The sequence below is a fragment of the Dokdonella sp. genome (genome assembly GCF_051958935.1).
Classification (GTDB): domain Bacteria; phylum Pseudomonadota; class Gammaproteobacteria; order Xanthomonadales; family Rhodanobacteraceae; genus Dokdonella_A.
This window is the reverse complement of the sequence record NZ_JBQCFP010000059.1, coordinates 1-12132: the sequence shown is the minus strand read 5'-3', so window position 1 is coordinate 12132 and position 12132 is coordinate 1. Positions and strand designations below refer to the sequence as shown.

Annotated in this window: 10 protein-coding genes and 1 other RNA gene; 9 read left to right on the top strand and 2 right to left on the bottom strand. The window is 69.6% G+C overall.

The window, feature by feature from the left end:
* Positions 1-73 precede the first annotated feature (73 nt).
* Positions 74-910: a 16S rRNA (cytidine(1402)-2'-O)-methyltransferase gene (gene rsmI / locus ACTHK2_RS05600; protein WP_440244712.1), complete on the top strand. Its 837-nt coding sequence runs from the start codon at positions 74-76 to the stop codon at positions 908-910.
* Positions 911-964: 54 nt separating this feature from the next.
* Positions 965-1314: RNase P RNA component class A (gene rnpB / locus ACTHK2_RS05595), an RNA gene on the top strand.
* Between the two features lie 62 nt (positions 1315-1376).
* Here the strand turns inward: rnpB and ACTHK2_RS05590 are convergent.
* Both ACTHK2_RS05590 and galE read right to left on the bottom strand, forming a co-directional pair.
* Entirely contained in the window at positions 1377-3098 is a 1722-nt protein-coding gene (locus tag ACTHK2_RS05590) for a class I SAM-dependent methyltransferase (RefSeq protein ID WP_440244711.1), read from the bottom strand.
* 34 nt (positions 3099-3132) lie between these two features.
* Positions 3133-4107 (bottom strand): UDP-glucose 4-epimerase GalE, encoded by a 975-nt coding sequence (galE, locus tag ACTHK2_RS05585; protein WP_440244710.1) that lies wholly within the window; start codon positions 4105-4107, stop codon positions 3133-3135.
* Between the two features lie 472 nt (positions 4108-4579).
* Here galE and mraZ point away from each other — a divergent pair, with 472 nt between their 5' ends.
* Genes mraZ through mraY form a run of 7 tightly spaced genes read left to right on the top strand, consistent with a single transcriptional unit; the run spans position 4580 to position 12005 of the window.
* Positions 4580-5023, top strand: coding sequence for a division/cell wall cluster transcriptional repressor MraZ (gene mraZ / locus ACTHK2_RS05580; protein ID WP_182517209.1), 444 nt, complete (start codon positions 4580-4582; stop codon positions 5021-5023).
* 13 nt (positions 5024-5036) lie between these two features.
* A complete protein-coding gene (rsmH, locus tag ACTHK2_RS05575; RefSeq protein WP_440244709.1) occupies positions 5037-5978 on the top strand; it encodes a 16S rRNA (cytosine(1402)-N(4))-methyltransferase RsmH in 942 nt (313 codons plus the stop codon).
* Between the two features lie 2 nt (positions 5979-5980).
* Positions 5981-6244: a cell division protein FtsL gene (gene ftsL / locus ACTHK2_RS05570; protein WP_440244738.1), complete on the top strand. Its 264-nt coding sequence runs from the start codon at positions 5981-5983 to the stop codon at positions 6242-6244.
* Complete coding sequence (locus ACTHK2_RS05565; RefSeq protein ID WP_440244708.1) at positions 6241-8010, top strand: peptidoglycan D,D-transpeptidase FtsI family protein; 1770 nt, start codon at positions 6241-6243, stop codon at positions 8008-8010. The genes ftsL and ACTHK2_RS05565 overlap by 4 nt, the downstream gene beginning before the upstream one ends.
* Positions 8007-9512 carry a UDP-N-acetylmuramoyl-L-alanyl-D-glutamate--2,6-diaminopimelate ligase gene (locus ACTHK2_RS05560; RefSeq protein ID WP_440244707.1) on the top strand — a complete coding sequence of 502 codons (1506 nt, stop codon included), beginning with the start codon at positions 8007-8009 and terminating at the stop codon, positions 9510-9512. Before ACTHK2_RS05565 ends, ACTHK2_RS05560 begins: the two co-directional genes overlap by 4 nt.
* On the top strand, positions 9506-10882 hold the full coding sequence (locus ACTHK2_RS05555; RefSeq protein ID WP_440244706.1) for a UDP-N-acetylmuramoyl-tripeptide--D-alanyl-D-alanine ligase: 1377 nt from the start codon (positions 9506-9508) through the stop codon (positions 10880-10882). Before ACTHK2_RS05560 ends, ACTHK2_RS05555 begins: the two co-directional genes overlap by 7 nt.
* On the top strand, positions 10872-12005 hold the full coding sequence (gene mraY, locus ACTHK2_RS05550; protein WP_440244705.1) for a phospho-N-acetylmuramoyl-pentapeptide-transferase: 1134 nt from the start codon (positions 10872-10874) through the stop codon (positions 12003-12005). The genes ACTHK2_RS05555 and mraY overlap by 11 nt, the downstream gene beginning before the upstream one ends.
* Positions 12006-12132 lie beyond the last annotated feature (127 nt).

Sequence of the window (12132 nt, the reverse complement as noted above, 5' to 3'; positions counted from 1 at the left end):
GCGTGATGCGCTACGCTGGAATGATAGCCGATCGCGCGGACGCCCCTGTCGCGACGGCGCGGGATCGAACACGATGGAACGAAAACGCGGCCGGCTGTGGGTGGTGGCGACGCCGATCGGCAACCTCGACGACCTCTCGCCGCGTGCGCGCGAGGTATTGCGCACCGTGGCCCTCGTCGCCGCCGAGGACACCCGCCACTCCGCGCCGTTGCTCGCGCAGGCAGGCAGTCGCGCACGCACGTTCGCGCTGCATGAACACAACGAACGTGAACAGGCCGAACGCATCGTCGAACGCCTGCTCGGCGGCGACGACGTGGCGCTCGTTTCCGACGCCGGTACGCCGCTCGTCAGCGACCCCGGCTTCCGGCTCGTGCGCGCCGCGCGCGAGGCGGGTTGCGACGTCTCGCCGGTGCCCGGTCCCTGCGCGGCGATCGCGGCGCTGTCGGTCGCCGGTCTCGCCAGCGACCGTTTCGTGTTCGAAGGCTTCCTGCCGACGAAGGCGGCCGCGCGGCGCGAGCGCCTCGCCGAGCTCGCCGCCGAATCGCGCACGCGGATCTTCTACGTCTCGTGCCATCGCATCGCCGAGGCGCGAGCCGATTTCGTCGCTGTCTTCGGCGGTGCGCGTGCGGCCGTGCTCGCGCGCGAACTGACCAAGCTGTTCGAAACCGTGATCGCGGCGCCGCTCGCCGACGTCGCTGCACGCGTGCTCGCCGACCCGAACCAGCAGCGCGGCGAATTCGTGCTGGTCGTCGCCGGCGCCGAAGGCGACGACGCGGACGCGACGCTCGCCGAAGGGAGGCGCGTCTTCGCGCTGTTGCGCGAGGAACTCCCGCCGGCGCGCGCGGCGAAACTCGCGGCGGCGATCACCGGCGCACCGCGCAAGATGCTGTACGAACAACAGGGGACGTGAACGCCGGGACGGCAGGTGCCGCGAGCCCACGCGCGGTGCTGTTAGACTATGCGTGGAGTCGGCCAGGCAGCCGCGAGGCCGCAAGGCTTCGAGGAAAGTCCGGGCTCCACAGGGCAGGGTGCCAGGTAACGCCTGGGCGGCGCGAGCCGACGGAAAGTGCAACAGAGAGCAGACCGCCGATGGCCTCGCGAGAGGATCAGGCAAGGGTGAAACGGTGCGGTAAGAGCGCACCGCGAGTCCGGCAACGGACCGGCACGGCAAACCCCACCCGGAGCAAGACCGAATAGGGGGACCATGGCGCGGCCCGCGTCGTCCCCGGGTTGGTTGCTCGAGCCGTGCGGCGACGCACGGCCTAGAGGAATGGCTGCCCACGACAGAACCCGGCTTATCGGCCGACTTCACTCCTTCGCGCACGTCCGCGCACGGTTTCGCCGTGCGCGGACGGACGCGCGGGCGTGAGCGGGTGTCAGGCCGGTGACGCGTCCGGACGCAGGCGATAGAAACGCTGGCGCGTGCCGAACAGGAGTTTGATGCGCCCGGCATGCACGCGTTCGAACGCATCGATCGCGGCCTTCGGGCTTGCGCCCGGTTCTCCCGGATCGGTCGGCGAAGTCCACAAGTAATCGTCGAAGCCGATGATGCCGCCCGGCTTCAGCAGGCGCAGCGCGAGCACCGCGTCCTCGAGCACGTGGCGGGCGAGGTGGCTGCCGTCGATGTAGACGACGTCGAACGACGCCTGCGCCATCTGCGGCAGCAGGTCGAAGCTGCTGCCCTGCAGCAGCTTGATGCGGCCTTCATGGCCGCCGAGGCGCGCGTTGCGCAGGAAGGTGTCGCACGTCGAGGCGTCGACCTCGGGCGTGGTCGGGTCGGGCCGGTATGGATCGATCGCGACCACCTGCGACTGCGGGTGCGTGAAGATCGCATCGAGCATCATGTTCGCCGAAACGCCGTCGAAGGCGCCGATCTCGAGCACGCGCACGGGTGCATCGGTCGACAGATGCTCGCGCCAGGCGTCGAACTGGTCGACGTACCACCCCCAGTGCTTGAGGCCATCGTACTTGTCCCATGGCCGCGCGGCCGCAGCGGTCGCCGATGTCGCTGCGGGCGCGGTGGCGGGTTGGCTCTCGCAATAGGCGAGGTTGCGCGCGATGCGCTCGCGCTCGCTCGCCGGTACGAGCGTGAGCAGTTCGTGGTTCAGCGAGGCGGCCGCGGAACGCCGGCCGAGCCAATAGAGCGCGACCGCATCGAGATCCTTCAGGCGCCAGGCGTAGACGTCCGTTTCGACGAACAGAGCGTCGCGCGGCGCGGCGATCGCGCGTCCCGCTTCGGCGACGAGGTGCACGAGCCGATGCTGGCCCTTGCGCTGGTATTGCAGTGCGAGTGCGTGCAGCGGCTCGGCGCGCCCGGGGAAGCGCTGCCAGGTGTCCAGCAGGCGCGCGGCTGCCTCGTCCTCGCGCGCGAGGCGTTGCAGGCACAGGCCGATGCGATAAGACGAATAGAAGATTTCCTCTTCCCATCCGCCCATCGCTTCGCGCCGTTCGTACCAGGCGATCGCGCTCGCGCAATCGCCGAGGTCGTAGTACGAATTGGCGAGGTAGAAGCAGTAGCGGGCGTTATCGGGCTCGCCGCGCAGTGCTTCGGAAAGCAGCGCGATGTCGCGCTCGTACTTGCCGGCGCGATTGGCGCCCGAGGCGTGGTCGAGGAACGCGACGCCGTCGAGCAGCGGGCGCGGCCGGTCGCCGACGTCGAGGTACTCGTGCGTGACGCCGCGGTAGCGCGCAGGGACGTCGCGTCGCAGCAGGCGCACGTTCGGGTACGCGAAGCCTTCGGCGCTGCGCTGCACGATCGAGTAGACCTCGCCGCCGAGCCGGTCGCGGAAGTCACCGCGCGCGACGTCGAGGTCCATGTCGGCGTCGCAGAACAGCAGGTAGTCGAAATCGAGTCCGCTCGCGAGTGCGAGGTCGAGCGCGTCGTTGCGCGCCTGCTCGAAATTGCGGAACGTGCCTTCACCGACCACGCCGGGGACGCCCTGGCGCTCGAAGAGCGAGCGGATGCGCTCGACCGTGTCGTCGCCGGAGCCGGTGTCGAGGATCGCGTAGCAGTCGATGTGGGGCGCCGCGGCCGCGAGGCAGCGCTCGATGATCGCCGCCTCGTTCTTCACGATCATGTTGAGGCAAAGCCGTGCCATGCGCACTCCGTCGCCGATGCTGCGCCGGAACGTATCAGTACGCGGGCGCGCGGTGCCAGCGCCAGGCGGACTCGACGATCGCTTCGAGCGCCGGTGTCGCCGGCTTCCATCCGAGCCCGGCGCGCACGCGATCGGTGCAGGCGACGAGCCGAGCGGGGTCACCTGCACGCCGGCCTGCGACGCGCACGTCGACGGCTCTGCCGGTCACCGCGCGCACGGCGGCGATCACTTCGCGCACCGAGCACCCGTTGCCGTTGCCGAGATTGAAGGCGTGGAAGCCGGCGCGCGCGTCGAGGTGGTCGAGCGCGGCGAGGTGCGCGCTGCAAAGGTCGTCGACGTGCACGTAGTCGCGGATGCAGGTGCCGTCGGGCGTGGGGTGGTCGTCGCCGTAGATCTCCACCTGCAAGCCGTCGCGCGCGGCGCGCAGCAGTCGCGGGATCAGGTGCGTTTCCGGTTCGTGCGATTCGCCGATCGTGGCCGAGGGTTCCGCGCCGGCCGCGTTGAAATAGCGCAGCGCGACGGCGCCGATCCCGTACGCGCTCGCGGCGTCCTGCAGCATTCTCTCGACCATCGCCTTGCTGCGGCCATAGGGGCTGATCGGGTCGATCGGGTGTGCTTCGTCGATGAATGCCTGGCGTGGTTCGCCGAAGATCGCCGCGCTCGACGAGAACACGATGCGTCGCACGTCGGCGTCGCGCATCGCGCGCAGCAGGTTGAGGCTGCCGCCGACGTTGATCGCATAGTGCCTGAGCGGATCGTCGACCGACTCGCCGACCGCGATCGCGCCGGCGAAGTGGATCACCGCGTCGCAGCGCGCATCGCGCAGCGCGAGCGACAAGGCCGGTGCGTCGAGCAGCGAGCATTGCACGAGGCGTCCCCAGCGCACGGCCTCGCGGTGGCCGCTTGAGAGATCGTCGATGACGATCACGTCGTGGCCGTGGTCCGCCAACTGCTTGCACATGTGCGAACCGATGTAGCCGGCGCCGCCGGTGACCGCCACTCTCCTCATGTCGCTCCGCTGACTGGTTGCCGATGGTCAGGTTGTACGCTGTCGTCAAACGCCTTGGGAAGGCGGGCCGACGGGTGCAGCGAACGGTGGCACGAGGCCAACCCGGAGGCGCGCGAAGGAGTGCGAGGCGGTGCCTGCGGCGGGGTGCCAGCGGCGGTACCGTTTCAACCTCAGCCCTCCGACAGGGCCGGCATCGCGGAATGTCAGTCGCCGCAGCATGTCGTGGCGTGGTGACCGCGGTCGGCCGGCTGGGTGGGCGGTCACGTAGGGCGCGTCTGTCCCGAGGGACAGGCGTTGCATCAAAGGGTTGCCGTAGACACTTCAGAATTGGCATCAACTACGCGTCGGCCACGCTTCGCCGATTCGATACAAATGCTTGCCTGAACAGGATTTTTTTCCCGAAATTCCTTGACAGTCCGCGCCTCGCCACCTAATGTGGGTTCAAGTGGTTTTTTGTGGTGAGACGTGGGTCATGTTTCAAGGCGAAACCGCGGTCACGCTGGACGACAAGGGTCGGGTGGCCATCCCCGCAGCCCATCGCGACCTCGTCGCGAAGTCCGGCAACCGCCTCGTCGTGACCTACAACCCGTTCGAGCACGGCTGCCTGTGGATTTTCCCGCAGGAGGAATGGGAGCGCGTGCGCGACGAGGTGAACGCATTGCCGTCGGTGAAGGCCGTGCACCGCAACTTGCAGATGAAGCTCGTCGGCGCCGCGGCGCACGTCGAGCCCGATGCGAACGGGCGGATCTCCCTGCCGGCCAGCCAGCGTGGCGCGAGCGGCATCGAGAAGCGCGCGGTGCTGCTCGGCATGGGCAACAAGTTCGAGCTGTGGAGCGAACAGGCGCATCTCGCGAAGATCCGCGAAACGATCGGCGAGGAGCAGATCACGGAGGACATGCTCGAGCTGAAGCTGTGAGCGGGGCTCTCCGATGAGCGCGCCGCAACTCCGGCACGTGCCGGTGATGCTGGCGGAGGTGCTGGAAGGCCTCCGGGTGAGGGAGAAGGGAAGCTGGCTGGACGGAACGTTCGGGCGCGGCGGGCATGCGCGCGAAGTGCTGAAGCGGTTGGGGCCGGAAGGGCGGTTGCTGCTGATGGATCGCGATCCGGAGGCGATCGCGGCCGCGCAGGCGGAGTTCGCGCAGGATCCGCGCGTTTCGATCCGCCACGCGAATTTCGCCGGGATGGCGGCGTGGCCGGAGGCGGCGGCGGGTCTGGACGGCGTGCTGCTCGATCTCGGCGTGTCGTCGCCGCAACTCGACGACCCGGCGCGCGGTTTCAGTTTCCAGAGTGAAGGACCACTCGACATGCGCATGGACCCGACGCAGGGAACGAGCGCGGCGCAGTGGCTGGCGACGGCGGACGAGAAGGAGATCGCCGATGTGCTGTGGCGGCATGGTGAGGAAAGGATGAGTCGACGCATCGCGCGAGCCATCGTGGAACGCGAACGCGAGCAGCCGCTGGCGACGACGCGCGACCTCGCCGAACTCGTCGCGAAGACGATCGGCCACCGCGAGCGCAACAAGCATCCGGCCACGCGCACGTTCCAGGCGCTGCGCATCCACGTCAACGACGAATTCGGCGCGCTCGAGCGGGGCCTCGATGCCGCGCTGCGCTGCCTCAAGCCGGGCGGGCGCCTGGCCGTGATCAGCTTCCATTCGCTCGAGGACCGCGTCGTCAAGCAGTTCATCCGCGGCGAAGTCGCGCGGCCGGTGCGGCGCGGGCTGCCGCTGCCGGACGTCGCGCCGCCACCGCTCGTCGCGATCGGCAAGGCGCAGTTCGCCGGCGAGGCGGAACTCGCGACCAATCCCCGCGCGCGCAGCGCCGTGCTGCGCGTCGCCGAGAAGCGAGCCGATCGCGCGGAGGCGCCGTGAGCCTGCGCATCGCCGCTCTCGCGCTGCTCCTGCTCGCGACGATCGCGACCGCGATCGGCGTCGTTTACGCGCGCCAGCAGAGCCGCCTCGCATTCATCGAACTCAGCCGGCTCGGCAACGAGCGCGACAACCTCAATTTCGAGTTCGGCCGCCTGCAACTGGAACAGGCGACGTGGGCGGAGAACAACCGCATCGACCAGATCGCGCGCGCGCGCCTGGGCATGCTGCCCCCCGCCGTGGCGCAGACCCTGGTGATCCAGCGATGAACGCGCGCACGAAGCCGGCCAACACGCGCACGCGGCTGTACGCCGTGTTCGCGGTGCTCGGCCTCGCGTCCAGCGCGCTCGTCGTGCGCGCGGTCGACCTGCAGGTCGTGCGCAAGGACTTCTACCAGGAGCAGGGCGACGCGCGTTACCTGCGCGACATCGAGATCCCGGTCTCGCGCGGTACGATCTTCGACCGCAATGGCGAGCCGCTCGCGGTGTCGACGCCGGTCGAATCGATCTGGGCGAACCCGCAGGAACTGCTCGAACACGCCGATCGCATCGGCGAACTCGCGCGTGCGGCCGGCCTCGACGAGGACTCGCTCAAGCAACGCCTGGTCGAGCGCTCCGACAAGGAGTTCTATTACGTCAAGCGCCACCTGAACCCGGATGCCGCCCAGGCGATCCTCGATCTCGGCATCCCGGGCGTGGCGAGCCAGCGCGAATTCCGCCGCTACTACCCGAGCGGCGAGGTCATCGCGCACGTGCTCGGCTTCACCAACATCGACGATGCGGGCCAGGAAGGACTCGAACTCGCGTTCGACCAGTGGCTCGCGGGCGACAAGGGTGTCAAGCGCGTGATCCGCGACCGCCTCGGCCACGAGGTCGAGAACGTCGAACTCGTGCGCGAGGCGCGCCCGGGCAAGGACCTCACGATCTCGATCGACCGGCGCATCCAGTACCTCGCCTATCGCGAGCTCAAGGCGGCGCTCGTCGAGCACCATGCGAGCTCGGGCTCGATGGTGATCCTCGACGTGCCGACCGGCGAAATCCTCGCGATGGTCAACCAGCCCTCGTTCAACCCGAACGCGCGTGGCAACGTCGACCCGGCCTACCGGCGCAACCGCGCGGCGACCGACGTGGTCGAGCCCGGTTCGACGATGAAGGCGTTCACGATCGCGACCGCGCTCGAAAGCGGCAAATGGAAGCCGCACACGCCGATCGACACCTCGCCCGGCACCTACACGCTGTACGGCCACACGATCAGCGACGTGCACAACAAGGGCCTGATCGACGTCACCGGCGTGATCACGTACTCGAGCAATGTCGGAGCGGCGAAGATCGCCGCGACGCTCGGCCGCGACCAGATGTACGACGTGTTCCACCGCTTCGGCTTCGGCGAGGTCACCGGCTGCGGCTTCCCGGGCGAATCGCCCGGCAACCTGCCGATCGCGAAGAACTGGGGCCCGGTCGAACAGGCGACGATCGCCTATGGCTACGGCCTCAGCGTGACGCCGTTGCAGCTCGCCCAGGGCTACGCCGCGCTCGCCAATGACGGCCGCTTGCGTCCGCCGACATTCGTCAAGGGCGGCCAGTCGAAGGACCGCGCGGTCATCGATCCGCAGATCGCGGCGACCCTGCGCGGGATGCTGGAAACCGTGGTGCATCCGCCCGGTGGCGGCATCAAGGCCGCGATCACCAACTACCGCGTCGCCGGCAAGACCGGTACCTCGCGCACCGCGATCGGCGGCGGGTACCAGAAGAAGTACATCTCGCTGTTCGCCGGCATGGTGCCGGCGAGCGCGCCACGCCTCGTCGGCGTCGTCGTGATCCACGACCCGCAAGGCGCGTACTACGGCGCGCTCGTTTCGGCGCCGGTGTTCAGCAAGGTCATGGACGGCGCGCTGCGCCTGCTCGACGTCCCGCCCGACGACGTGCAGAACTGGTACACCGCATCGCCCGATCCCGGGCACACCGTACGCACGGCACGGCAGGCGCCCGACGGCGCCCAGGCCGAGCCCGACTATACGGAGGGTGTACCCGAATGAGCAGGCAATACCGGATGAGCGTGCGCGACCTGCTGCACGGCCACGCCGATGCAGGCGGTGCCGGCGACATCGTCGTGCGCGGCCTCGCGCTCGACTCGCGGCGCGTGGACCAGGACGACGCCTTCTTCGCACTCGCCGGCGCGCATGCGCACGGCATCACGTTTGCCCCGGCCGCGTCGGCGCGCGGCGCAGCGGTGATCCTGGCCGACACGGCAGGCACCGAGGCGCCCGCGTCCGGCGCGCCCTCACCCGAAACGGTCGCGCCCGTGGTGTGGATCGATGGCCTGCGCCATCGCGTCGGCGCCATCGCCGCACGCTTCTTCGGCGAGCCGTCGCGCGCGCTGCACGTGGTCGGCGTGACCGGCACCAACGGCAAGACGTCCACCGTGCAACTGCTCGCCCAGGCGCTGCATCATGCGGGCCGCGCCGTCGCGACGATCGGTACGCTCGGCGCCGGCATGCACGGCGGCGTGCGCGAAGGCGAGCGCACGACGCCCGATGCGATCGCCGTGCACGCACTGCTCGCGCAGTTCCGCGATGCGGGCGCGAGCCACGTCGCGATGGAAGTCTCCTCGCATGCGCTCGACCAGGGCCGCGTCAACGCGGTCGCCTTCGAGCTCGCGGTGTTCACCAACCTCACGCGCGACCACCTCGACTACCACGGCACGATGCAGGCGTACGGCGCCGCGAAACAGCGCCTGTTCTCGTGGCCCGGACTTCGCGCCGCGATCCTCAACGTCGACGACGCTTTCGGGCGAGTACTCGCCAAGGTCGTCGGCGACGGCGTCGAGCTCGTGCGTTACGGCATCGAGCGCGACGATGCGGACGTCGTCGCGCGCGAGATCCGCTCGGATGCGACCGGCCTCGGCTTCCGCCTCGTCACGCCCTGGGGCGAAGGGCGGGTGGCTTCGCGTCTGCTCGGTCGTTTCAACGTGTCCAACCTGCTCGCCGTCGCCGCCTGCCTCGGGCGGCTCGGCTTCGCGTTCGACCAGATCCGCGACGCGCTCGCCGTGCTCGAACCGGTGGCGGGCCGCATGAACCGCCTCGGCGGCGACGGCCGGCAGCCGCTCGTGGTGATCGACTATGCGCACACGCCCGACGCCCTCGAACAGGCGCTGGCGAGTTTGCGCGCGCATTGCGAAGGACGGCTTATCTGCGTGTTCGGCTGCGGCGGCGAGCGCGATGCGGGCAAGCGCCCGCAGATGGCGGCGATCGCCGAGACGCTGGCGGACCGCGTCGTGGTCACCGACGACAATCCGCGTGGCGAGGACGGCGACGCGATCGTTGCGCAGATCCTCGCCGGGTTCACGCGACCCGCGCTCGCGACGGTCGAGCGCGACCGCGCCTCCGCAATCGCGCTCGCGATCGACATGGCGCGGGCGGGCGATGTCGTGCTCGTCGCCGGCAAGGGGCACGAGCCGTACCAGGAAAGCGCCGGCGTGAAGCGGCCGTTCGACGACGTCGCCGTCGCCCGCAACGTGTTGGAGGACCGCGCATGCTGAACCTCCGGCTCGAAGACATCGCGCGCTGGACCGGTGGTCGCCTGCACGGCGATGGCGTCGTCGTCGACACGGTGTCGACCGATACACGCACGCTCGGCGCGGGTGCATTGTTCGTCGCGCTCCGGGGCGAACGCCACGATGCGCACGAATTCACCGACGCAGCGCGCGAACGCGGCGCACGGGCGCTGCTGGTCGAACGCGAACTCGCCACGCCCCTGCCGCAGGTCGTCGTCGCCGACACGCTCGCCGCGCTCGGCGAACTCGCTCGCGCCGTGCGTGCGCGCAGCGAGGCGCGGGTAGTCGGCATCACCGGTTCGAACGGCAAGACGACGGTGAAGACGCTGGTCGCTTCGATCCTGCAGCGCCACGGTCGCACGCACGTCAGCGCCGGCAACTTCAACAACGAGATCGGCCTGCCGCTGACGTTGCTCGCGATGCCCGCGGACACCCAGTTCGCGGTGCTCGAAATGGGCGCGGGCAAGCCGGGCGACATCGCCTACCTCGCGCGCATCGCGCGCCCCGACGTCGCCCTCGTCAACAACGTCGCCGCCGCGCATCTCGAGCGCATGGGCACGCTGCAGGGTGTCGCCGAAACGAAGGGGGCGATCTACCGCGCGCTGCCCGACGACGGCGTCGCGATCATCAACGCCGACGACGCGTTCGCCGAATACTTCGGCGTACTCGCGGGAACGCGTCGCACGCTGCGCTTCGGCCTGCTGCGTCGCGCCGACGTCGGTGCCAATCTCGAGATCGAAGGAGCGGCCGAAGGCCGCTTGCGCCTGCTCGCGCCGGCCGGCGCGATCGAGATCGCATCGCCGCTGCAGGGGCGCCACAACGTCATGAACGTGCTCGCCGCGGCGACGATCGCGCTGGCCCTCGGCGTGCCGCCCGCGACGATCAAGGCAGGCATCGAGGCGGCGCCGACGGTCGCGGGACGCCTCGCGCGGCGCACGCACGCATCGGGCGCGGTCGTCATCGACGACAGTTACAACGCCAACCCGGGTTCGTTCGCGGCAGCCATCGCGACGCTCGCCGCGGAGCGCGGCGAGCGCGTGCTCGTGATGGGCGACATGGCCGAACTTGGCAGCGACGCCGAGCGCCTGCACGCCGACATCGGCGCGCTGGCACGGCGAAGCGGCATCCAGCGCCTGCGCGCTGTCGGCCGGCTGAGCCGCGTGGCGGTCGATGCCTTCGGTGCCGGCGCGGCGCACTTCGCAAGCCAAGCCGAGCTCGTCGACGCGCTGCGCGCGGAACTGCGCGCCGGCGTGGTGTTGCTCGTCAAGGGCTCGCGATCGTCGGCGATGGACCGCGTCGTGCTCGCGCTCGGCGGCGATGAAGACGGCAACGGAGGCGAACGCCATGCTGCTTGAACTCGCCGAGCTTCTGAAAGGTTGGATCAGCGCGTTCCACCTGTTCCAGTACCTGACCTTCCGCACGATCATGGGCACGCTGACCGCACTCGCGGTGTCGCTGCTCGCCGGGCCGTGGATCATCCGCAAGCTCGCCGAGGTCAAGGCCGGGCAGGTGATCCGCAGCGACGGCCCGCAGACGCACCTGTCGAAGGCGGGCACGCCGACGATGGGCGGCGCGCTGATCATCGCCTCGATCACCGTGTCGACCCTGCTCTGGGCGGATCTGCGCAACCGCTATGTCTGGCTCGTGCTCGGCGTGACGATCGCGTTCGGCGCGATCGGCTTCTACGACGACTACAAGAAGCTCGTCCTCAAGGACAGCCGCGGGCTCGCCGCGCGCTGGAAGTACTTCTGGCAATCGGTGTTCGGCCTCGCGGTCGCGCTGTACCTCTACTTCAGCGCCGACACACCCGCGGCGACGACGTTCTACCTGCCGCTGATCAAGCAGGCGCAGGTGCCGCTTGGGCACCTCGCCGACGTGGCGACGCAGGCACCGTGGTGGAGCCTGTTCGGCGCGGTGGTGTTCGTCGGCCTCGCCTACTTCATCGTCGTCGGCTTCTCCAACGCGGTGAACCTCACCGACGGCCTCGATGGCCTCGCGATCATGCCGAGCGTGCTGGTCGCGACCGCGCTGGGCGTGTTCGCCTACCTCGCCGGCAACAAGGTGTTCTCCGAGTACCTCGGCATCCCGGCGATTCCTGGCGCGGGCGAACTCGCGATCTTCTGCAGCGCACTCGCCGGCGCCGGCCTTGGCTTCCTGTGGTTCAACACGTATCCGGCGCAGGTGTTCATGGGCGACGTCGGCGCGCTCGCGATCGGTGCCGCGCTCGGCTGCGTCGCGGTGATCGTGCGCCAGGAGATCGTCCTCCTGATCATGGGCGGCGTCTTCGTGATGGAAACCGCCTCGGTGATGTTGCAGGTGGCGAGCTTCAAGCTCACCGGCAAGCGCATCTTCCGGATGGCGCCCATCCACCATCACTTCGAGCTCAAGGGCTGGCCCGAGCCGCGCGTGATCGTGCGCTTCTGGATCATCAGCGTGGTGTTGGTGCTGATTGGCCTTGCTACTTTGAAGGTGCGCTGATGGCGGCGCTCCGGATTCCCCTCACCCCACCCTTTGCTCCGCAAAGGGTCCCCCCCACTCCCCCGAGGCGGGCGAGGGGCGGTGGGGGGGGGGGCGCGGGCCGCCCCAGCCGGCCGGGGGGGGGGGG

Bases quoted from the DNA above. Each gene is read 5' to 3' on its own strand.
- galE (WP_440244710.1), bottom strand. From the start codon at position 4,107: ATGAGGAGAGTGGCGGTCACCGGCGGCGCCGGCTACATCGGTTCGCAC.
- rsmI (WP_440244712.1), top strand. From the start codon at position 74: ATGGAACGAAAACGCGGCCGGCTGTGGGTGGTGGCGACGCCGATCGGC.
- rsmH (WP_440244709.1), top strand. From the start codon at position 5,037: ATGAGCGCGCCGCAACTCCGGCACGTGCCGGTGATGCTGGCGGAGGTG.
- ACTHK2_RS05555 (WP_440244706.1), top strand. From the start codon at position 9,506: ATGCTGAACCTCCGGCTCGAAGACATCGCGCGCTGGACCGGTGGTCGC.
- mraY (WP_440244705.1), top strand. From the start codon at position 10,872: ATGCTGCTTGAACTCGCCGAGCTTCTGAAAGGTTGGATCAGCGCGTTC.
- ACTHK2_RS05560 (WP_440244707.1), top strand. From the start codon at position 8,007: ATGAGCAGGCAATACCGGATGAGCGTGCGCGACCTGCTGCACGGCCAC.
- ACTHK2_RS05590 (WP_440244711.1), bottom strand. From the start codon at position 3,098: ATGGCACGGCTTTGCCTCAACATGATCGTGAAGAACGAGGCGGCGATC.
- mraZ (WP_182517209.1), top strand. From the start codon at position 4,580: ATGTTTCAAGGCGAAACCGCGGTCACGCTGGACGACAAGGGTCGGGTG.
- ACTHK2_RS05565 (WP_440244708.1), top strand. From the start codon at position 6,241: ATGAACGCGCGCACGAAGCCGGCCAACACGCGCACGCGGCTGTACGCC.